Here is an 18,376-nt window from a genome sequence, read left to right on the forward strand (position 1 = left end):
AGATGCGCCGCAGACGACGGTGTCACCGCAACGCGAGCCTCGCCCTCCTGGGTCTCTCTCAAGGCACCAATCTTCATGATGACTCCCCCGATCTATTCGCAGTCGCAGCATCTGTAACATTGCGCAACAATCTTTCACAAGACCGTGCGTCCCGGTTCTTTTCAAAACCATTCTCAGCCTTTGGTCGATAGGCGGTCCGCCGCCTCGCCCGGAAGCTGGGCCATCTGACCGCAAAGCCCCCCGTTTGCAGACGATCCGCGCAGCAGAAAGCCGCGCAGGATGACCCTGCGCGGCTTCCGAAAATCGCTGATCGGCTGTGACCGGATCAGTTGCTTGCGGGCGGAACCACGGGCGCGGTGCCTTCGGCAGCCGGTTCGGTCGTCGCCGGTTCCGTGGCGGCCGGTTCGGTCGCTGCGGGCTCGGTCGCTGCCGGTTCGGTCGCTGCCGGTTCGGTGGCAGCCGGTTCGGTGGCAGCCGGTTCCGGGGTCACGGCTTCCTCGACGGCATTGGCCGCGTCGGTCACGGCGCCCTCGACGGCGGTCGCGGCGTCGCTGGCGGCATCGCCAACGGCGGTTGCGGCATCCGAGGCGGCTTCGCCTGCCGCGTCAACGGCGGCGCCAGCCGCATCGGTGGCGGCATCGGCGGCAGCCTCGGCATCGGTCGCGGCGGCATCGGCAGCGGCTTCCGCATCGGCGGCCGCGTCTTCGGCGGCAGCCTCGGCATCGGCAGCGGCACCTTCCACGGCGGCTTCAGCATCGGCAGCGGCACCTTCGACCGCAGCTTCGGTCTCGGCGGCGGCTTCCTCGGTGGTCTGCTCGACCGCAGCCGCATCACCCTCGACGACCTCGTCGCCGGTCATGAAGCGCTGCAGCACGAAATAGGCCAGCGCCAGCGCCAGCAGGACGCCGATGATCAGCGGCAGCGGCGAGGCGCGGCGCTCGACCGGCTCGACATAGGTTTCATTGCGCTCGGCCGGGGTATTGGCATCGTTGCGTTTGGGATCGTTGGGATCGTAGGTCATAACTGGCCTCCATTCACTCTGTTGAACTACCGGCCTTTTGAATGCCGGGCTCGGCAATGATGCGCCATGCGGCCGCCCGGCGATCCTCGCCGCCTTGCGACCCGGCACTCAGCCGAATAACACTCCGATCACGGACAAGTTCCCGCAACGCAACATGTTTTTTGGCCCGAGGGTAGTGATGACGCAGAAAAATGCCTTTCAGACGCAATATCTTGCCGATTATCGCCCCTACCCCTTCCGGTTGAACGAGACCCGGTTGCGCTTCCGCCTGAGCGATCACGCCACCGAGGTCGAGTCGGAACTGGACCTGACCCGCGAGGGCGACGGGCCGCTGGTGCTGGACGGCGGGGCGGGCCTGCAACTGCTGCGGCTGGCCATCGACGGGCGCGAGCTGGAGCCCGGCGATTTCACCCGCGAGGGCGAGGTGCTGACCGTCGCCGAGGCTGCCCTGCCCGGCGACAGCTTCACATTTCAGGCCCATGTGCGCATCGATCCGGGTGCCAATACCACTTTCGAGGGGCTTTACCTCTCGGGCGGGATGTTCTGCACCCAATGCGAGGCCGAAGGCTTTCGCCACATCACCTTCTATCCCGACCGGCCCGACGTGATGGCGCCCTTCCGCGTCGCCATCGAGTCGACGAAATCGATCCTTCTGTCGAACGGCAACCCGGTCAGCACGGCACCCGGCCGGGCCGAATGGCATGATCCCTGGCCCAAACCGGCCTATCTCTTCGCGCTGGTGGCGGGCGACCTGGTGGCGATCAGCGACAGCTTCACCACCCTGTCGGGGCGCGAAGTGGCGCTGAATGTCTGGGTGCGTCCGGGCGACCAGGACCGCGCGGGCTTTGCCATGGAGTCGCTCATCAAGTCGATGAAATGGGACGAAGAGGTCTATGGCCGCGAATATGACCTCGATGTGTTCAACATCGTCGCGGTCGATGATTTCAACATGGGAGCCATGGAAAACAAGGGGTTGAATATCTTCAACTCGAAACTGGTGCTGGCCTCGCCCGAAACCGCCACCGATGACGATTACAACCGCATCGAGGGCGTCATCGCGCATGAATATTTCCACAACTGGACCGGCAACCGCATCACCTGCCGCGACTGGTTCCAGCTGTGCCTGAAGGAAGGGCTGACGGTCTTCCGCGACCAGCAATTCACCAGCGACATGCGCTCGGCCCCGGTGAAGCGGATCGAGGATGTGCAGACGCTGCGCGCCCGCCAGTTCCGCGAGGATCAGGGGCCGCTGGCCCATCCGGTGCGGCCCGACCACTACCAGGAGATCAACAATTTCTACACCGCGACCGTCTATGAGAAGGGCGCTGAGGTGATCGGGATGCTGAAGCGTCTGGTCGGCGATGACGGCTACAAGGCGGCGCTGGACCTCTACTTCGACCGCCATGACGGCGATGCGGCGACGATCGAGGACTGGCTGTCGGTCTTCGAGGACGCGACCGGCCGCGATCTCACGCAGTTCAAGCGCTGGTACACCGATGCCGGCACGCCGCGCCTGCGGATGGACGAGGCGTGGGACGACGGCAAGCTGACGCTCAGTTTCACGCAAGTTACCCCGCCGACGCCGGGTCAGGACGAGAAGCCGCCGCGCGTCATCCCGATTGCCGTGGGGCTGATCGGTCCGAATGGCGACGAGGTGCGCCCGACCGAGGTGCTGGAGATGACCGGGGCCAGCCAGAGTTTTGCCTTCGAGGGGCTGGGAGCTCGGCCCACGGTCTCGGTGCTGCGCGGCTTCTCGGCGCCGGTGGTTCTGGACCGCGATCTCGACGATGCGGGGCGCGCCTTCCTGCTGGCCCATGACACCGATCCCTTCGTGCGGTGGGAATCGGGGCGCGGGCTGGCGTTGACGGCGCTGCAGGCCATGGCGCAGGGGGCGGAACCCGACCCCGCCTATATCGCCGCCATCGGCGAGTTGGCGGGTGACGATGCGGTCGATCCGGCCTTCCGCGCCCTCTGCCTGCAACTTCCGCCCGAGGACGAGGTGGCGGCGCGGCTCTCGGATGCGGGCACCGTGCCCGATCCCGATGCCATCCATATGGCGCATCAGCGTCTGGCGCGGGCCGTGGCCGAGACGCATGAGGATCTGCTGGACCGGCTCTACCGGCAGATGACGGTGCCGGGCGCCTATATCCCCGATGCCGAGGGCGCGGCGCGGCGGGCGTTGCGCAATGTCGCGCTGGCGCGGCTGTCGCTGCTGGATGGCGGCGCCCGGGCGGCGGCGCAATTCGCCGAGGCCGGCAATATGACCGAGCGGTTTGCGGCGCTGGCGGCACTGATCCGCGCCGGCAAGGCCGAGGGTGCGCTGGCCGAGTTCCACGAGGAATTCGCCGGCAACCGGCTGGTCATGGACAAGTGGTTCATGGTCCAGCCCGCCGCCGCCGATCCGTCGCAAGCTGCCGCGATCACGCGGAAGCTGTCAGAACGCGATGATTTCGATTGGAAAAACCCCAACCGCTTCCGCGCGCTTCTGGGCGGGCTCTCGGCCAACCATGCCGGTTTCCATGCAGCGGACGGTGCGGGCTATGACGTGACCGCCGACTGGTTGATCCGCATGGACGGGGCCAATCCGCAGATTGCCGCCCGCATGTCCTCGGCCTTCGAGACCTGGTGGCGCTATGATGCGGGCCGGCGCGAGAAATCGCTGGCGGCGCTGCAACGCATTGCCGATACCCCGCGTTTGTCGCGCAACACCTCGGAAATGGTGTCGCGGATGATGGCGGCGAAGGGCTGACGGCAGCGGATGGACGCACGACAAGAGATGCAGGCCCGGATCGACCCGCTGATCGCCGAGCGGGCGCCGTGGTTCTATTCGGGCAAGCCCCATCATGCGCTGGCCCGCAGCGCAATGATGTGGCTGTTGCGCTATCCCGAGACGCTGCGGCTGGCTGCCGAGTTCCGCGACCTGCCCACGCCCGAGATCCTGCGCCGGATGCAGGCGCTGATGGTGCGCGATGTGCAGGTGGCGGGGATGGAGCATCTGCCGGCCCGTGGCCCGGCGCTGATCGTGGCGAACCACCCGACCGGCATTGCCGACGGTCTGGTGCTGCACGCGCTGATCAGCCAGCTGCGCGACGACCTGTTCATCTATGCCAATCACGACATGATCCGGGTGCTGCCCCAGACCGAGGCGCTGATCGCCCCGGTCGAATGGCGGCTGGAAAAGCGCAGCCATGCCAAGACCCGCGCGACGATGGATTATACCCGCGCCGCGCTTGGCGCCGGGCGGATCGGGCTGATCTTCCCCTCGGGCCGGTTGGCAAAGCGGCGCTGGCTGACGCTGCACGAGCGGCCCTGGATGGCGAGCGCGGCGATGATCGCGCGGAAGTTCGGGGTGCCGGTCATCCCGCTGCGCATCCGCGCGCGGAACTCGGCCCTCTTCTATGCGCTGGACCGCATCCATGCGTCCTTGCGCGATGTGACGCTGTTCAACGAGGTGCTGAACAAGGCGAGCCAGCCCTACCGCGTGACCATCGGCGCGCCGATCGATCCTGCGAGCCTGCCCCGCAGCAGCGAAGAGGCCATCGCGGCGCTGCGCGATGCCGTGCTGGCCCTGCCCGCGCCCGGCCCTGATGCGCCGCGGCTGGCGCAGGGCAAGGGGGCGCTGCCCCCGCCGGCCTTCGGCCGTCTCCCCCGGGATATTTGAGCGACAGAGAAACCGCCTTCAGATCGCCAGATCGTCGCGGTGGATCAGCGCGGCGCGGCCCGAATAGCCCAGGATGGCCTCGATCTCGGCGGAATGGTGGCCGGCGATGCGGCGGGTCTCGTCGGCGGTATAGCGGACAAGGCCATGGGCCAGCGTCTCGCCGGCGGGGCCGGTGACGGTCACCGGATCGCCCCGGCCGAATGTGCCCGAGATGCCGGTGACACCGGCGGGCAGCAGCGACTTGCCGCTGTGAAGCGCGCGGACGGCACCCGCGTCGATCACGATGGTGCCGCGCGGCTTCATCCCGGCGATCCAGCGTTTGCGGGCCAGATGCGGGTCGCCCTCGGGCAGGAACCAGCTGGCGCGCGCGCCATTCGCCACCGCGGTCAGCGGGCGCAGCACCGAGCCCTCGGCAATCGCCATGGCGCAGCCCCCGGCCACGGCGGTGCGCGCGGCCATCAGCTTGGTCTTCATCCCGCCTTTCGAGAGGCCCGAGACCGGATCGCCGCCCATCGCCTCGATCTCGCCGGTCAGGCGTTCGATCACCGGCAGATGCACGGCACTCGGGTCGGTCTTCGGATTGGCGGTATAAAGCCCGTCGACATCCGAGAGCAGCAACAGTTGATCCGCCCCCGCCGTCACCGCGATCTGCGCCGCCAGCCGGTCATTGTCGCCATAGCGGATCTCGTCGGTCGCCACGGTGTCGTTCTCATTGACGATCGGCACCACGCCCAGCCCCAGCAGGGTCTGCATCGTGGCACGGCTGTTCAGGTAGCGGCGGCGGTCGGCGCTGTCTTCCAGCGTCAGCAGCACCTGCGCGGTGGTCACGCCATGCGGAGCCAGCGCCTCCTCATAGGCGCGCGCGAGCCGGATCTGGCCCACCGCCGCCGCCGCCTGCGCCTGTTCCAGCGCCAGCGCGCCACCGGCGGGCAGGTTCAGCACCCGGCGGCCAAGGGCGATGGAGCCGGAGGAGACCAGAACCACATCGGCCCCGCGCGAACGCCACAAGGCCACGTCATCGCAGAGGCCGCGCAGCCAGTCGGTTTTCAGTCCGTCCGGCCCGACCAGCAGGGCCGAGCCGATCTTCACCACCAGGCGACGGGCGCGGGCGAGATCGGGGGCTAGGGCTGCCATTTCTCGACCGTTTCCACCGGGGTCGAGGAGAGGCCGCGCGCAGCAGCGATCTGGGACCAGAGCGCGCGCAGCACATCAGTCACGCCCTCTTTCGCCACGCCCGACATCAGGAAGACTGGCCCGCCGATCTCGTCCTCCAGCTCGGCCCGCCGCTCGGCGATGGTCTCTTCGTCCAGCGCGTCGATCTTGTTCAGCGCGGTGATGCGGGGCTTGTCCATCAGCACCGGGGAATAGGCTTCCAGCTCGGTCAGCACGGTGCGCGCATCGCCCGCCACGTCCTCAGATGTGCCGTCGACCAGGTGCAGCAGCACCGCGCAACGCTCGATATGGCCAAGGAAGCGGTCGCCGATCCCCCGGCCTTCGCTGGCGCCCTCGATCAGGCCGGGAATGTCGGCCATGACGAATTCGCGCCCGTCCACGCCCACGACGCCCAGATTGGGGTGCAGCGTGGTGAAGGGGTAATCCGCGATCTTCGGCCGGGCGTTCGAGGTGGCGGCAAGGAAGGTCGATTTTCCGGCATTCGGCAGACCCACCAGCCCGGCATCGGCGATCAGCTTCAGCCGCAGCCACAGCGTCCGCTCGATCCCCGGCTGACCGGGATTGGCGTTCCTCGGCGAGCGGTTGGTCGAGGATTTGAAATGCAGGTTGCCCCAGCCGCCATTGCCGCCCTTGGCCAGCAGCACCCGCTGGCCGGGTTCGGTCAGGTCGGCGATCACCGTTTCCTCGTCTTCTTCGAGGATCTCGGTGCCCACCGGCACGCGCAGCACCACCGGGTCGCCCGACTTGCCGGTCATCTGGCTGCCCATGCCATGCTGGCCGGACTTGGCGAAGAAATGCTGCTGGTAGCGGAAGTCGATCAGCGTGTTCAGCCCCTCGACCGCCTCGGCCCAGACATCGCCGCCTTTGCCGCCATCGCCGCCATCGGGGCCGCCATATTCGATGAATTTTTCGCGCCGGAACGAGACGCTGCCGCCCCCGCCGCCGCCCGAGCGGATATAGACCTTGGCAAGATCGAGAAATTTCACAGGTCTATCCTTCAGTTCGGTTCAGCGCGGCGGATGCCGCAAGGGTTCAGCGCGGCGGATGCCGCAGTGGTTCATCGCGGCGGATGCCGCCGGGGTTCAGCTTGGCGCAAGGCGTTGGGATAAGCCTTCTTCCGCCCGCATTCAAGATCAGGCCGCTCCTCACGGTTTCGTGAGCGTGACAGGCTCGGCCCGATTCCCTAGATCGGGGGCATCACCACGAGGTTTTGCCATGTCGCCTTTGACCTATGCCACGCTCTTCACCGCCATCACGCTCGAGGTGATCGGCACCAGCTTCCTGCAGCGCAGCGAGCAGTTCACCCGTCTGGTGCCGACGCTGATCACCGGGGTCAGCTATGCCGCCTCGTTCTATTTCCTGTCGCTGGTGCTTCGGACCATGCCGCTTGGCATCGCCTATGCGATCTGGAGCGGGCTTGGCATCGTTCTGGTCTCGCTGGCGGGGCTGGCGCTGTTTGGCCAGAAGCTGGACCTGCCGGCGATCATCGGGCTGGGGCTGATCATCGCCGGGGTACTGGTGGTGAACCTGTTCTCGACCAGCGTCACGCACTGAGCCGCAACCGGCGGGTGTCCCGCGCGCTGCGGACTCGCAGCGGTGTTTCGTCGCATGGGCATTTACACGCATTGCGCGGTCCGGAGGCGAGGCGCACCCTGTTGCGCAGGTGGTTTCAGTCACCTGATAACAGGGGGTTTTTCATGTCCAGCAAGGCAATTGCCGAGTTCATCGGCACGTTCATTCTGGTCTTCTTCGGTGTGGGTTCGGCAGTCCTGATGGGCGACCTGATCGGTTTTCAGGGCATCGCCTTCGCCTTCGGCCTGTCGATCGTCGCGGCGGCCTATGGCTTCGGGGTGATCTCGGGCGCACAGCTGAACCCGGCGGTCTCGCTTGGCTTCCTCGCCTCGGGGCGGCTGACCATGGGCGACTTCGTCACCTATTGCATCGCCCAGATCCTCGGCGCGATTGCCGGGGCGGCGGTCATCTATGTCATCGCCTCGGGCAAGGCGGATTACTCCATTGCCGCCAATGGCCTTGGCCAGAACGGCTTCGGCGAGGGCTATAACGGCGGCTACACGATGATGTCGGCCTTCGTCTTCGAATTCGTCGCCACCTTCCTGTTCGTCACCGTCATCCTTGGCGCGACACAGAGCGATGCGCCGGTGGGCTTCGGCGGGCTGGCCATCGGGTTGACGCTGACCGGCATCCACCTGGTCGGCATCGACGTGACCGGCGTGTCGGTGAACCCGGCGCGCTCGATCGGGCCGGCGATCTTTGCCGGGGGCGCGGCGCTGTCGCAGCTGTGGCTGTTCCTCCTTGCACCGCTGGCCGGTGGGCTGCTGGCGGGCGTGCTGCATGGCGCGGGCATCACCCGCTCTCCCCATGCCCAACCAAAGGGTTTCCGCTGAGACCCGCGAAACCGGGCCGCGCGCCATCTTGATTGACGCGCGGCCCTTTTCCCCGCCGCCTTCTGCGCCTAGATGAGGGACAGGAGGCCCCTGATGATCCAGTTCGACAACAGCTATGCCCGCCTGCCCGCCGGTTTCTTCACCCGCACCCCACCGACCCCGGTCCGCGAGGCGCGGCTGCTGGCACTGAACGAACCGCTGGCCCGGCGCATGGGTCTTGATGCGAGCTGGCTGACCAGCCCCGACGGCGTGGAGATGCTGGCCGGGAATGCTTTGCCCGAGGGTGCCGATCCGATTGCCATGGCCTATGCCGGCCACCAGTTCGGCGGCTTCGTGCCGCAACTGGGCGATGGCCGCGCGGTTCTGCTTGGCGAGGTGGTAGCGCCCGACGGGCATCGGTTCGACATCCAGCTGAAAGGCTCGGGTCCCACGCCCTTCTCGCGCCGGGGCGATGGCCGCGCCTGGATGGGTCCGGTGCTGCGCGAATACCTTGTCAGCGAATTCATGGCGGCGATGGGCGTGCCCACCACCCGCTCGCTGGCTGCCGTTGCCACCGGCGAGACGGTGATGCGCGAAGCCCCCCTGCCCGGCGCCGTCCTGACCCGCGTGGCCAGCAGTCACATCCGGGTCGGCACCTTCGAGTATTTCGCCGTGCGCGGCAATATCGAGGCGCTGAAAGCGCTCAGCGATCATGCCATCGACCGCCATTACCCCCATGCCCATGGGCCACTGACCCTGCTCGATGGCGTCATCGCCCGGCAGGCCGAGACCATCGCGCAATGGATGGCCCTGGGCTTCATCCACGGGGTGATGAATACCGACAACATGGCGGTGTCGGGCGAGACGATTGACTATGGCCCCTGCGCCTTCATGGATGCTTATCACCCCGACAAGGTGTTTTCCTCGATCGACCAGATGGGCCGTTACCGCTGGTCGGAACAGCCGCAGATCGCGGTCTGGAACCTCGCGCAACTGGCCACCTGCCTGATCCCGCTGATGGGCGAGCGCGAGGCCGCCATCGAGGCCGCGACCCATTCGGTCCATGCCTTTCCGGCGCTCTACCAGGCCGCGTGGCTCAGGCGCTTTGGCGAAAAGCTGGGGATCAGCGCCACGCCGGATGATCGCCAGCTGATCGAGCGCCTGCTGACGCTGATGGCCGAACAAGGCGCCGACTTCACCCGGGTCTTCGCGGGCCTCAGCGATGGCAGTGCGCGCGACGAGTTCACCGACCGCGCCAGTTTCGATGCCTGGGCGAAGGACTGGCAGGCGCGCGGCCCGGATGCGCAGATCATGGCCCATGCCAACCCGCGTCGCGTCCCGCGCAATCACCGGATCGAACAGGCCATCACCGCCGCCGTTTCGGGCGATCTTGAACCCTTCCAGCGCCTGTTTGACGCCGTCACCCATCCGCGCGAAGATCGCGAGGCGTGGCGCGACCTGGCCGTCGCACCCGAACCCGATGAGCTTGTCCAACGGACCTTCTGCGGCACATGACCCTGCGGATCGCCAGCTATAACCTGCATAAATGCCGTGGCCTCACCGGCCCGCACGCGCCCGAGCGCAATCTGGCCGTCATCGCTGCCCTGCGCCCCGACATCATCGCGCTGCAGGAGGTCGATTTCCGCTATGGCGCCCGGCCCGAGGCGCTGCCGCGCCGGCTGATCGCCGAGACGACCGGGCTGGTGCCCGCCGACCTGACCGGCCGCACCGGCGAGAACTCCCTTGGCTGGCACGGCCAGACCATCCTGATGCGCCCCGATCTGGCCGAACAGGCGCAGCTGCGCCGCCTGCCCTTGCCGGGGCTGGAGCCGCGCGGCGCGGTGGCGCTGCGGCTGCCCGGCCTGACGGTCATCGCCATGCATCTGGGTCTGGCGCGATCCTCGCGCCGGGCGCAGTTGACCCGGATCGCGGCGCAGGCGGCGCGGATCGGCAATGGCTCGCTGGTGATGCTGGGCGATTTCAACGAATGGCGCGATGATCGCGGGCTGGAGCCACTGACCGGCTATCGCCTGATCGCGCCTGGTCCCTCTTATCCCGCGCCGGTGCCGCAGCTGCGGCTGGACCGGATGGCCTTGAGCAGCTGCATCACCCTGCATGGCATGGGCGTCTTTTCCGACGACCCGGCCCGGGCCGCCTCGGATCACCTGCCGATCTGGGCGGATATCGAACTGCCCTGAAATTTGCGGCTTTCGCCTGTAACGTTGCGTCGCTATTAAGGCGCTAACATTTTCCCCTCAGGAGGCGCGCATGTCCGCGATCATCGATATCTACGCCCGCGAAATCCTTGACAGCCGTGGCAACCCGACCGTCGAGGTAGATGTCACGCTGGAAGACGGCACCCTGGGCCGCGCGGCGGTTCCCTCGGGCGCCTCGACCGGGGCGCATGAGGCGGTGGAGAAGCGCGACGGCGACAAGGCGCGCTACATGGGCAAGGGCGTGCTGGACGCGGTGGCTTCGGTCAACGGCGAACTGGCCGAGAACCTGATCGGCGAGGACGCGACCGAGCAACTGGCGATCGACCGGATGATGTGCGAACTGGACGGCACCCCGAACAAGGGCCGGCTTGGCGCCAATGCCATCCTCGGCGTCTCGCTGGCTGTGGCGAAGGCCGCGGCGACGGCGACCGGCCAACCGCTGTATCGCTATGTCGGTGGAACCGGCGCACATGTCCTGCCGGTGCCGATGATGAACATCATCAACGGCGGCGAACATGCCGACAACCCGATCGACATCCAGGAATTCATGATCATGCCGGTCTCGGCGGAGAACATCCGCGACGCCGTGCGCATGGGTTCGGAAGTGTTCCACACGCTGAAGAAGGAACTGTCGGCCTCGGGTCTCTCGACCGGGATCGGCGACGAGGGCGGCTTTGCCCCGAACCTCTCGAGCACCCGCGACGCGCTGGATTTCATCCTGCGCGCGGTCGAGAAGGCCGGCTACAAGCCGGGCGACGACATCATGCTGGCGCTCGACTGCGCCTCGACCGAATACTTCAAGAACGGCAAGTACGAGTTTGCCGGCGAAGGGAAATCCCTGACCTCGGGCGAGAATGTCGAGTACCTGGCGGCGCTCTGCGCCGATTACCCGATCCTGTCGATCGAGGATGGCTGCGCCGAGGATGACTGGGACGGCTGGCGTCTGCTGACCGAGCGCCTGGGGGGCAGCGTGCAACTGGTCGGCGACGACCTCTTCGTCACCAACCCGGACCGTCTGGCCGAGGGCATCCGCCGTGGCTGCGGCAATTCGCTGCTGGTCAAGGTGAACCAGATCGGCACCCTGTCGGAAACGCTGGACGCCGTGCGCATGGCCGACCGTGCCGGCTATACCAGCGTCATGTCGCACCGCTCGGGCGAGACCGAGGATGCCACCATCGCCGACCTCGCCGTCGCCACCAATTGCGGCCAGATCAAGACCGGCAGCCTTGCCCGCTCGGACCGGCTGGCGAAATACAACCAGCTGATCCGCATCGAGGAGATGCTGGGCGAGATGGCCGTCTATGCCGGTCGCTCGATCCTGCGCGGCTGAGCCGTCACCATCCCGGGCGCGGCGGCCAAAGCGGTTGCCGCGCCCCTGTCAGCGCTGACATTTTGCAGCATCGGCAAGGGCATGGCCCTTCATGCCGCTACGTCACCAAATTATTTGAAACTAGGTGTCACTGACCCCTCGACAGCGCGGTGACAGGCCCTAAAATCGCGCCTGTTCCAAGGTGGGTAACATAAGGGCGACACGCGCCCTCCCATCCCGACAGGAGGAAGTTTCATGAAAAAAACCAATAATCTGGACCGTCGTGCGTTTCTGACGCGCGCCTCGGTCGGCGGTGCTGCTGCGGCAGCGACTGCCGGCCTGGCCGCCCCTGCCATTGCGCAGGAATCGCCCACCATCAACTGGCGCATGGCCTCGTCTTTCCCGAAATCGCTGGACACGATCTACGGCGGCGGCGAAGAACTGGCCACCCGCCTGAAAGAGGCGACCGACGGCAAGTTCACCATTCAGGTCTTTGCAGCGGGCGAGATCGTTCCGGGCCTTGGCGCCATCGATGCGGCCGGTGACGGCACCGTCGAATCCGCCCATTCGGTCGGCTATTACAACTGGGGCAAGGATCCTGCCTTCGCCCCCGGTGCCGACCTGCCCTTCATGCTGAGCGCCCGCGCCAAGACCGCCTACCAGTATCAGGGCGGCGGCATCGACCGTTACAACGAATTCCTCGCCGGCCATAACCTGGTGGCCTATCCGGGCGGCAATACCGGCGTCCAGATGGGCGGCTGGTATCGCAAGGAAATCAACACCCTTGAAGACCTGAAGGGTCTGAAGATGCGCATCTCGGGCCTCGCTGGCCGCGTGATGGAGAAGCTGGGCGTGGTGCCGCAGCAGATCGCCGGCGGCGACATCTATCCGTCGTTGGAAAAGGGCACGATCGACGCCGCCGAATGGGTCGGCCCCTATGACGACGCCAAGCTAGGCTTCCAGAAGGTTGCGCCCTATTACTACTACCCGGGTTTCTGGGAAGGCGGTCCGACCGTCAGCTTCTTCTTCGCCAAGGACCAGTTCGAAGCCCTGCCGCCGGCCTATCAGTCGCTGCTGCGCAGCTGCGCCCATGCGGCCGACCAGAACATGCTGGCGAAATACGACATGAAGAACCCGACCGCGCTGAAAGAGCTCTATGGCGCCGGTGCGCAGCTGCGCCCGTTCAGCGAAGAGATCCTGACCGCCGCCTTCAACGCCGCGAACGAGGTCTATGCCGAGCTTTCGGCCGAGAACCCCGCCTTCAAGACGCAATACGAGGCGATGCTGCAGTATCGTGACGACTGGTATCTCTATGCGCAGACCGCCGAGTATACCTTCGACACCTTCATGATGATCCAGCAGCGCAACGGCAACCTCGCCCCGGCCAAGTTCGGCGTCGGCGGTGATGCCGCCGCCGCCCCGGCTGATGGCGCTGCGGCGCCGGCAGATGGTGCCGCGGCGCCGGCTCCGGCCAGCAACTAAGGCGCAAGCCTCGGACAGAAAACGGGCCGCCGCGAGTGATCGCGGCGGCCTTTTTCATGGGCCGGTTCCGGGGCGCGCGGGACGGGGAGCGACAAAAAGGAAGGGCCGGGAAAATCCCGGCCCTCTTGCGATCAGTTGTTGCCGCCCAGTCCCGGCGGTGGGCTTCCCAGCCCGCCGCCAAGTCCGCCGCTCGGGGCCGGTTCGGCAGGTGCCGCCGGTTCCGCAGGGGCCGTTTCAGGCGCTTCCGGTGCCACCGGAGCCGCCGCCTCGGGCGCGGCCGGGGCATCGGTTGCGGGGGCTGCCGGAGCAGGCGCCGGTGCAGGTGCGCCGCCGAAGTTCGGCGTTCCGCCCAGACCACCAAGCCCGCCGCCGAGGCCACCCGAGGGTGCCGCCGTGCCCGCGTCGCCGCTAGCCGGTGCGCCAGCCGGTGCGCCGAAGGGCGAACCGCCCAGGCCCCCAAGCCCGCCAAGGCCACCCAGACCGCCCGATTGACCATCGGTTCCGCCCTGGTTGCCGAAGCTGCCGGGGATTTGGATCTGCACGTTCGAGGTGTCGACCGGCGCACCCTTGTAATGCATGACCATGCCCGGGAAGGCGATCACCACCGCGATCATCACGATCTGGATGCAGACGAAGGGAACCGCACCCCAATAGATCTGGCTGGTCTTCACCGGCTCCATCTTCTTGCCGGTCAGCCGGTCGATATAGGGCGCTTTTGGAGCCACCGACCGCAGATAGAACAGCGCGAAGCCGAAGGGTGGGTGCATGAAGCTGGTCTGCATGTTCACCCCCAGGATCACCCCGAACCAGATCAGGTCGATGCCAAGGCTTTCGGCGGCAGGCGCCAGCAGCGGCACGATGATGAAGGCCAGTTCGAAGAAGTCGAGGAAGAAGGCCAGCACGAAGACCAGCACCGAGACCGCGATCAGGAAGCCCATCTCGCCGCCCGGAAGCGACGTCAGCAGATGCTCGACCCAGATATGCCCGTTCACCCCATAGAAGGTCAGCGAGAAGACCCGCGCACCGATCAGGATGAACATGACGAAGGCCGAAAGCCGCGTCGTCGCCGCCAGCGCCTGGTTGACCACGTCAAAGGTCAGCCGCCGCTTGGCCGCCGCCAGCACCAGCGCACCCACCGCGCCCATCGCGCCGCCTTCGGTCGGCGTGGCGATGCCGAGGAAGATGGTGCCGAGGACGAGGAAGATCAGCGCCAATGGCGGGATCAGCACGATGATGACCTGCTGCGCCAGCCGCGACATGATCCCGATCTTCAACCCCTTGTCCAGCACCGCGACCAGGTAGATCGCGATCACCGCGATGGCGGCGGCAAGGATGTCGGCATTCGAGCCATGGGTCGGATGCAGCCATTGCCAGGCGAAGTAGCCGATGGCCCCGGTGGCGATCAGCGCCACCAAAAGCGAGGTCACGCCCGAGCCCAGCTTGCGCGCCTCGGGCGGCAGCGCCGGCAGGGCCTGCGGGCGGATGATCGACATGACGAAGACATAGCCCATGTAGATGCCGGTCAGCACCAGACCCGGGATAAGCGCGCCCTTGTACATGTCGCCCACGGACCGGCCCAGCTGGTCAGCCAGAACGATCAGCACCAGCGACGGCGGGATGATCTGCGCCAATGTGCCCGAGGCCGCGATCACGCCCGAGGCGATCCTTCGATCATAGCCATAGCGCAGCATGATCGGCAGCGAGATGAGGCCCATGGCGATGACCGAGGCCGCAACCACGCCGGTCGTCGCCGCGAGCAATGCGCCCACGATGATCACCGCATAGGCCAGACCGCCACGGATCGGCCCGAACAGCTGGCCGATCGTGTCCAGCAGGTCCTCGGCCATGCCGGATTTCTCCAGCACGATGCCCATGAAGGTGAAGAATGGCACCGCAAGTAAGGTCTCGTTGGCGACCACCCCGCCAAAGAACCGTTCGGGCAAGGCCCGAAGCAACGGCCAGCTGAGGTTGATCTCGTCCGAGAGCGGCGCCAGTTCGACACCGATGACGAAGAAAAGAAGGCCGTTGGCGGCCAGCGCGAAGGCGACCGGGTAGCCGAACAGCAGGAAGATGATCAGCGACAAGAACATGATCGGCGCCATGTTCTGCGCGATGAGTTCCATGATCATTTGCGGGTCTCCTTCCCGGCAGGCTGGTCGGCCTGATCGGGGCCGTCAAAGCCCGCGTCTTGCAGCAGCGCGTCGTCGATCTCCAGCGGCGCATGGTGGCCCGCATCGGGATGCGGATCGGGGATAATCCCGCGCATCACCGCGATCTTCTTGATGATTTCGGAAATGCTCTGGATCAGCAGCAGGACGAAGCCCGCCAGCAGCAGCGCCTTGGCCGGCCAGAGGATCAACCCGCCCGCGTTCATCGACATCTCGCCGCCGCGATAGGAGCGCATCAGCCAGGGCCAGATCAGCCAGATCGACAGGATGCAGAAGGGCAGCAGGAAGAACAGATGCCCGATCAGGTCGATCCAGTGCTGCGTCCGCCGTTTCCAGTGGCCGTAGAGGATGTCGATGCGGATATGCTCGTTTTCCAGAAGCGTGTAGGCCGCCGCCAGCAGAAAGGCCCCGCCGTAAAGATACCACTGCAGTTCCAGCCAGGCGTTGGAGGAGATGCTGTAGACCTTGCGGATGATGGCGTTGATGGCGCTGACCAGCACCGCGATGAGGATCAGCCAAGAGACTGACCGCCCGATGATCGTATTCATGCGGTCGATGCCGCGAGACAGGGCCAAAAGGCCGCCCATGTCGGATACTCCCCCTGATATGCCGGATCGTCAATAATTGCAGTGACTGCACCGGCCTCCGGTCAGTTGATCTGACCGTGACTAAAAAAACCGATATGCGCAGCCCGCGCAGGGGTCAACACGTATCGCGTATCAGGCGAGTGCCCTGCTAGCGTAAACAGCCATCGCGGTCAGGGCGGCGGTCTCGCCGAGCACCGAAACCGTGCCCAGAACGTCACCGGTCTGCCCGCCCAGCCTCGTGCGCGCCAGCCGGATGACCAGCCCGGCGGCGAGGATGAGACAAATCAGCCCGGCCAGTGCCATCGGCCCGGACAGCGCCAGCGCGGCCAGCCCGATCAACCCGGAGACCAGCGCCTGCCCTTTCCCCGGCCGCCCCGCCGCGCGGCCCAGCCCATCGGAACGGGCGGGCGGCAGGATGGTCAGCGCCAGCACCATCGCCGCGCGCCCGCCCGCCGCCGCGCCGATCAGCGCCAGCGGACCAAGGGCGGCGATGCTGACCACGCGCAGAACAATGCAGAGGATCAGCGCCAGCGTGCCGTAGCTGCCGATATAGGGGTCGCGCATGATCCTCAGCCGCTCGGCCCGGTCTGCGCCGCCCATGCCATCGGTGAAATCCGCGAGCCCGTCCTCGTGCAACCCGCCTGTCAACCAGATCGCCAGCAAGACCGCCAGCGTCGCCAGCACCAGGGGCGGCCCCGGCAGCAACATCAGCGGCAGCGCCGAAACCGCGCCGACCAGCGCGCCGGCCAGCGGAAAGGCCCAGAGCGAGTGCATCAGCGGCACCTCGCGCTCGGGCAAGAGACCGCCAAGTGGCATCCGGGTCAGAAAGACCAGCGCCAGCACCAGCTGGTTCTTCAGATCGGCAGGCCGCATGGAATGCCCCCTCCGCTCGTGCCTCAGCCGATGCCGGCCTCGGCAAAGGTCGCCATGCCATTATGGCAGGCAACAGCCCCCCGCAGCACCATCAGCGCCACCGCCGCGCCCGAGCCCTCGCCCAAGCGCATGTCCAGCGACAGGACCGGTCGCATCCCCAGCGCCGCGATCAGCCGGTGATGGCCCGGCTCGACGCTTTCATGGCCGATCAGGCAATGGGCCAGCGCCTCGGGATCGTCGCGGGTCAGCACGGCGGCGGCGGCGGTGCAGATGAAGCCGTCGAGGATGACCGGGATGCGCAACGCCCGCGCGCGCAGGATCGCGCCGCAGATCGCCGCTTGCTCGCGCCCGCCAAACGCGGCCAGCGTGGCGCGGGTATCGGCGGGCTTGTGGCGCGCAAGCCCTGCGGCCACCGCCTTGACCTTGCGCTCCATCACTTCGGAGGTCGCACCGGTGCCGGGACCGACCCAATCCTCGACCCAACCGTCGAAGGTGGCGGCTGCAAGCGCCGCCGCCACGGTGGAATTGCCGATTCCCATTTCGCCCAAGAGCAGGATGTCTGCCTCGGGGTCCACCGCATCAGCGCCGGCCTGCATGGCCTCGGCTACCTCTTCCGGGGACATCGCCGGGCCTTGGGTGAAATCGGCGGTCGGGCTTTCCAGCCTCAGCGGCAGCACGGTCAGCTCGGCACCGGCGACGGCGCAAAGCTGGTTGATCGCCGCACCGCCCGCACGGAAGTTCTGCACCATCAGCGCCGTCACCTCGGCCGGGAACGGGTTCACACCCTGCGCCACGATCCCGTGATTGCCGGCAAAGACCACCGCCTGTGCGCGATCCAGCCGGGGCCGTTCGCGCCCCTGCCAGCCGGCAAGGAACACCGCCAGCTCTTCAAGCCGACCGAGCGAGCCGGGGGGTTTCGTCAGGCTGTTCTGCCGGGCGCGTGCTGCTGCTGCGGCGGTTTCGTCAAAGGAAGTCATCATTCTCTCGTGCAGGTTTCAGGCGCAGGGGTTGGCCGCAGACCGCCATCCAGACCTGATCGGCGGCCTCGGCCACGGCCTGATTCATCCAGCCATGCCGGTCGCGGAAGTCGCGCGCAAGGGCATTGTCGGGCACAATTCCCCCGCCGAGTTCATTCGTCACCAGCACCACCGGATCGCGCTGGCGCTTCAGCACTTCGACCAGCCCGTCGATATCGGCATCCGTGCCGCAATTGGCCAGCCAGAGTGTCAGGCAATCGACCAGTCGCGGCCCCTGCCCGTCCGTCGCCATGAGCGCCCCCGCCAGATCGCGCGGCGCCTCGACCGTGTGCCAGCCAGCGCCACGGCGCGCTATATGATGCGCGATTCGCGCCGACATCTCGTCATCGCGGGGCTCGGCGGTGGCGATATAGACCGCCGATTCGGCATTCCGCCTGGTCAACCTTTCGGCGAGTGCGGATTTTCCTGACCGCGCACCCCCCGTCACAAGAACTATCATTGCGCGTTTAACCATGCCGCGTGATG

The 18,376-nt window shown here is 66.8% G+C and carries 16 protein-coding genes; 8 read left to right on the forward strand and 8 right to left on the reverse strand.

All coding sequences use genetic code 11. The features are described 5' to 3' along the window. Positions 1–325 precede the first annotated feature (325 nt). On the reverse strand, positions 326–1,021 hold the full coding sequence (locus tag Q1A36_RS19495) for a hypothetical protein (protein WP_299847554.1): 696 nt from the start codon (positions 1,019–1,021) through the stop codon (positions 326–328). A 178-nt stretch (positions 1,022–1,199) separates the two neighbouring features. Here Q1A36_RS19495 and pepN point away from each other — a divergent pair, with 178 nt between their 5' ends. Beyond that, a complete protein-coding gene (gene pepN, locus Q1A36_RS19500; RefSeq protein ID WP_299847556.1) occupies positions 1,200–3,770 on the forward strand; it encodes an aminopeptidase N in 2,571 nt (856 codons plus the stop codon). A gap of 9 nt (positions 3,771–3,779) precedes the next feature. Further along, positions 3,780–4,682, forward strand: coding sequence for a 1-acyl-sn-glycerol-3-phosphate acyltransferase (locus Q1A36_RS19505; protein WP_299847558.1), 903 nt, complete (start codon positions 3,780–3,782; stop codon positions 4,680–4,682). A gap of 18 nt (positions 4,683–4,700) precedes the next feature. On the opposite strand, the gene proB is transcribed toward Q1A36_RS19505, so the two are convergent. Beyond that, the gene (proB, locus tag Q1A36_RS19510; protein WP_299847560.1) at positions 4,701–5,816 is read right to left on the reverse strand and encodes a glutamate 5-kinase; all 1,116 of its coding nucleotides are present in this window, start codon (positions 5,814–5,816) and stop codon (positions 4,701–4,703) included. Continuing rightward, positions 5,804–6,841, reverse strand: coding sequence for a GTPase ObgE (obgE, locus tag Q1A36_RS19515; protein ID WP_299847562.1), 1,038 nt, complete (start codon positions 6,839–6,841; stop codon positions 5,804–5,806). The genes proB and obgE overlap by 13 nt, the downstream gene beginning before the upstream one ends. Before the next feature lie 229 nt (positions 6,842–7,070). On the opposite strand from obgE, the gene Q1A36_RS19520 reads away from it, so the two are divergent. The 6 genes from Q1A36_RS19520 to Q1A36_RS19545 all read left to right on the forward strand — a co-directional run bounded on the left by Q1A36_RS19520 (position 7,071) and on the right by Q1A36_RS19545 (position 13,246). Further along, the gene (locus Q1A36_RS19520; RefSeq protein ID WP_299847564.1) at positions 7,071–7,409 is read left to right on the forward strand and encodes an SMR family transporter; all 339 of its coding nucleotides are present in this window, start codon (positions 7,071–7,073) and stop codon (positions 7,407–7,409) included. A 143-nt stretch (positions 7,410–7,552) separates the two neighbouring features. Beyond that, positions 7,553–8,260 (forward strand): aquaporin, encoded by a 708-nt coding sequence (locus Q1A36_RS19525; RefSeq protein ID WP_299847566.1) that lies wholly within the window; start codon positions 7,553–7,555, stop codon positions 8,258–8,260. A gap of 93 nt (positions 8,261–8,353) precedes the next feature. Next, positions 8,354–9,754, forward strand: coding sequence for a protein adenylyltransferase SelO (locus tag Q1A36_RS19530; RefSeq protein WP_299847568.1), 1,401 nt, complete (start codon positions 8,354–8,356; stop codon positions 9,752–9,754). Beyond that, on the forward strand, positions 9,751–10,437 hold the full coding sequence (locus Q1A36_RS19535; protein WP_299847570.1) for an endonuclease/exonuclease/phosphatase family protein: 687 nt from the start codon (positions 9,751–9,753) through the stop codon (positions 10,435–10,437). The genes Q1A36_RS19530 and Q1A36_RS19535 overlap by 4 nt, the downstream gene beginning before the upstream one ends. Before the next feature lie 70 nt (positions 10,438–10,507). Then, on the forward strand, positions 10,508–11,785 hold the full coding sequence (gene eno / locus Q1A36_RS19540; protein ID WP_299847572.1) for a phosphopyruvate hydratase: 1,278 nt from the start codon (positions 10,508–10,510) through the stop codon (positions 11,783–11,785). A 252-nt stretch (positions 11,786–12,037) separates the two neighbouring features. Beyond that, a complete protein-coding gene (locus tag Q1A36_RS19545) occupies positions 12,038–13,246 on the forward strand; it encodes a TRAP transporter substrate-binding protein (protein ID WP_299847595.1) in 1,209 nt (402 codons plus the stop codon). A 131-nt stretch (positions 13,247–13,377) separates the two neighbouring features. Here Q1A36_RS19545 and Q1A36_RS19550 read toward each other — a convergent pair whose 3' ends face one another. The 5 genes from Q1A36_RS19550 to cobU all read right to left on the reverse strand — a co-directional run bounded on the left by Q1A36_RS19550 (position 13,378) and on the right by cobU (position 18,365). After that, positions 13,378–15,372 carry a TRAP transporter large permease subunit gene (locus tag Q1A36_RS19550; protein ID WP_299847597.1) on the reverse strand — a complete coding sequence of 665 codons (1,995 nt, stop codon included), beginning with the start codon at positions 15,370–15,372 and terminating at the stop codon, positions 13,378–13,380. Beyond that, positions 15,372–16,001, reverse strand: coding sequence for a TRAP transporter small permease subunit (locus Q1A36_RS19555; protein ID WP_299847574.1), 630 nt, complete (start codon positions 15,999–16,001; stop codon positions 15,372–15,374). Before Q1A36_RS19555 ends, Q1A36_RS19550 begins: the two co-directional genes overlap by 1 nt. 132 nt (positions 16,002–16,133) lie before the next feature. Beyond that, complete coding sequence (gene cobS / locus Q1A36_RS19560) at positions 16,134–16,874, reverse strand: adenosylcobinamide-GDP ribazoletransferase (RefSeq protein WP_299847575.1); 741 nt, start codon at positions 16,872–16,874, stop codon at positions 16,134–16,136. Between the two features lie 23 nt (positions 16,875–16,897). After that, positions 16,898–17,851 carry a nicotinate-nucleotide--dimethylbenzimidazole phosphoribosyltransferase gene (gene cobT, locus Q1A36_RS19565; RefSeq protein WP_299847578.1) on the reverse strand — a complete coding sequence of 318 codons (954 nt, stop codon included), beginning with the start codon at positions 17,849–17,851 and terminating at the stop codon, positions 16,898–16,900. Beyond that, positions 17,838–18,365, reverse strand: coding sequence for a bifunctional adenosylcobinamide kinase/adenosylcobinamide-phosphate guanylyltransferase (gene cobU / locus Q1A36_RS19570; RefSeq protein ID WP_299847580.1), 528 nt, complete (start codon positions 18,363–18,365; stop codon positions 17,838–17,840). The genes cobT and cobU overlap by 14 nt, the downstream gene beginning before the upstream one ends. Positions 18,366–18,376 lie beyond the last annotated feature (11 nt).

The sequence above is a fragment of the uncultured Paracoccus sp. genome (assembly GCF_947487305.1).
Taxonomy (GTDB): Bacteria; Pseudomonadota; Alphaproteobacteria; order Rhodobacterales; family Rhodobacteraceae; genus Paracoccus.

Coding starts and splice junctions, on each gene's coding strand:
- pepN (WP_299847556.1), top strand. CDS start 1,200: ATGACGCAGAAAAATGCCTTTCAGACGCAATATCTTGCCGATTATCGC.
- proB (WP_299847560.1), bottom strand. CDS start 5,816: ATGGCAGCCCTAGCCCCCGATCTCGCCCGCGCCCGTCGCCTGGTGGTG.
- cobS (WP_299847575.1), bottom strand. CDS start 16,874: ATGCGGCCTGCCGATCTGAAGAACCAGCTGGTGCTGGCGCTGGTCTTT.
- Q1A36_RS19535 (WP_299847570.1), top strand. CDS start 9,751: ATGACCCTGCGGATCGCCAGCTATAACCTGCATAAATGCCGTGGCCTC.
- Q1A36_RS19555 (WP_299847574.1), bottom strand. CDS start 16,001: ATGGGCGGCCTTTTGGCCCTGTCTCGCGGCATCGACCGCATGAATACG.
- eno (WP_299847572.1), top strand. CDS start 10,508: ATGTCCGCGATCATCGATATCTACGCCCGCGAAATCCTTGACAGCCGT.
- Q1A36_RS19495 (WP_299847554.1), bottom strand. CDS start 1,021: ATGACCTACGATCCCAACGATCCCAAACGCAACGATGCCAATACCCCG.
- Q1A36_RS19530 (WP_299847568.1), top strand. CDS start 8,354: ATGATCCAGTTCGACAACAGCTATGCCCGCCTGCCCGCCGGTTTCTTC.
- cobT (WP_299847578.1), bottom strand. CDS start 17,851: ATGACTTCCTTTGACGAAACCGCCGCAGCAGCAGCACGCGCCCGGCAG.
- Q1A36_RS19525 (WP_299847566.1), top strand. CDS start 7,553: ATGTCCAGCAAGGCAATTGCCGAGTTCATCGGCACGTTCATTCTGGTC.
- Q1A36_RS19505 (WP_299847558.1), top strand. CDS start 3,780: ATGGACGCACGACAAGAGATGCAGGCCCGGATCGACCCGCTGATCGCC.
- cobU (WP_299847580.1), bottom strand. CDS start 18,365: ATGGTTAAACGCGCAATGATAGTTCTTGTGACGGGGGGTGCGCGGTCA.
- Q1A36_RS19520 (WP_299847564.1), top strand. CDS start 7,071: ATGTCGCCTTTGACCTATGCCACGCTCTTCACCGCCATCACGCTCGAG.